The organism is Streptomyces sp. KLMMK, from assembly GCF_036961605.1.
GTDB classification, from domain to species: domain Bacteria; phylum Actinomycetota; class Actinomycetes; order Streptomycetales; family Streptomycetaceae; genus Streptomyces; species Streptomyces telluris.
The window spans coordinates 1-1,506 of record NZ_JBAMDC010000720.1; the positions used below are offsets into that span (position 1 = coordinate 1).

General features: G+C 77.6%; 1 protein-coding gene and 1 pseudogene. Both read right to left on the reverse strand.

Annotated elements, in window-relative coordinates; all coding sequences use genetic code 11:
* A partial coding sequence (mycP, locus tag V7793_RS37445) for a type VII secretion-associated serine protease mycosin (RefSeq protein ID WP_336014180.1) occupies positions 1–903 on the reverse strand: 903 nt, incomplete at its 3' end.
* Positions 900–1,506, reverse strand: a pseudogene (locus V7793_RS37450) (hypothetical protein); the annotation flags it as partial. The gene mycP and the pseudogene V7793_RS37450, both read right to left, overlap by 4 nt.

Consider the following 1,506-nt stretch of genomic DNA (forward strand, 5'->3'; position numbering starts at 1 on the left):
CGCGAGCAGCTTGCGGATCTGGGCGGGGCTCAGCCCGGGGTGCGCGGAGCGGACCAGGGCGACGGCGCCGGAGACGAAGGCGGCGGCCGCGCTCGTGCCCCAGCCCTCGTAGTAGCGCCGGTCGGGGTCGGCGATGACGACGTCGACGCCGGGCGCGCTGACGGTCGCGTACCAGCGGCGCGTGGAGAACGCGGCGCGGCTGCCGTAGCGGTCGACGGCCGTCACGGCGATCACCCCGGGGTAGGCGGCGGGGTAGGAGACACGGTCGCCCTGTTCGCCGCCGTTCCCTGCGGAGGCGACGACGACGGCGCCCTTGCCGAGGGCGTACTGGACGGCGGCGTCCTCCTGCGGCTCGGGGTGGGCGGTGTCGCTGTCGTCGCCGAGGGAGAGGTTGATGACGTCGGCGCCGTGGTCGGCGGCCCAGCGGATGCCGTCGGCGAGGGCGCTGCCGCGCCCGCTGCGGGCCTTGGCGCGGGAGGGATCGCCGTCCTCCAGGATCACCCGGACGGGAAGGATCTTGGCTTCGGGGGCGACGCCGACGACGCCGTCGGCGCCGTCCGCCCCGTGCCCCCGCCCCGCGATGATCCCGGCCATGGCGGTGCCGTGCCGGGCCCAGGCGCGGTCGCCGGGACCGGCGCCGAAGCCGATGAGGTCCTTGCCGGGCAGCACCTGCCCGGCCAGGTCGGGGTGGCCGTCGTCGACGCCGGTGTCGAGGACGGCGACGGTGATGCCGTCACCCTTGGTGGTCTGCCAGGCCTCCTCGGTGTGGAGGGCGTCGAGCGCCCATTCCTGGACGCGTATGGAGTCGGCGTGCGCCGTCCCGGCGGCAGGCAGCACGGCGAGGGTGGTGGCGAGGAGAACCGTGAGCAGGGGCCGGCGGCCCCGGGGCACGGCGGCGGTCACCGCGCGTCCTCCTGGACGGTCCGGCGCACGGCCTGCCGGAAGCCGCTCTCCACGCGCCCGGCGAGGGCGGAGGCCTCGTGGCCGAGCCCGGCCTGGGCGGGGGCGGTGGTGGCGCCGGGCCGGGTGGCGAGGGCGGCGGGTTGCGGGGGCGTGCCGGTGCGGCCGTCGGCGAAGCCGGTGACGGCGTAGACGACGGCGGGGGCGTCGGTGAGGACGCTGAGGGCCCAGCTGGCGCGCTGCGCCGCGCCGAAGCGTTCGGCGGCGGTGCCGCGGGGCGCGTACGGGCGGGGCATCAGGTCGGTGCGCTCGTCGAGCCGTTCGTCGGCGAAGCGGCGGCGCAGGTCGCGCATGCCCCGGCTGTCGGCGGCGGTGACGAGCAGTCCGACGGTGGTGACGGCGCTGGAGGTGGCGTCGGTGTAGGTGGCACGGAGCAGCCGCGTGCAGCCGGCGGGGGCGAGCACCTTCTCCAGGAGCGGGTCGAAGGCCCCGTCGCACCCGCTGTCGGGGGCGACGCCGATCCGGGTCCACACGCGTGCGGCGCCGCCGGGGCCTGCGGCGTCGCCGCGCAGCACGGGCGGGAAGAGTTCGTCGACGGGGACGGTC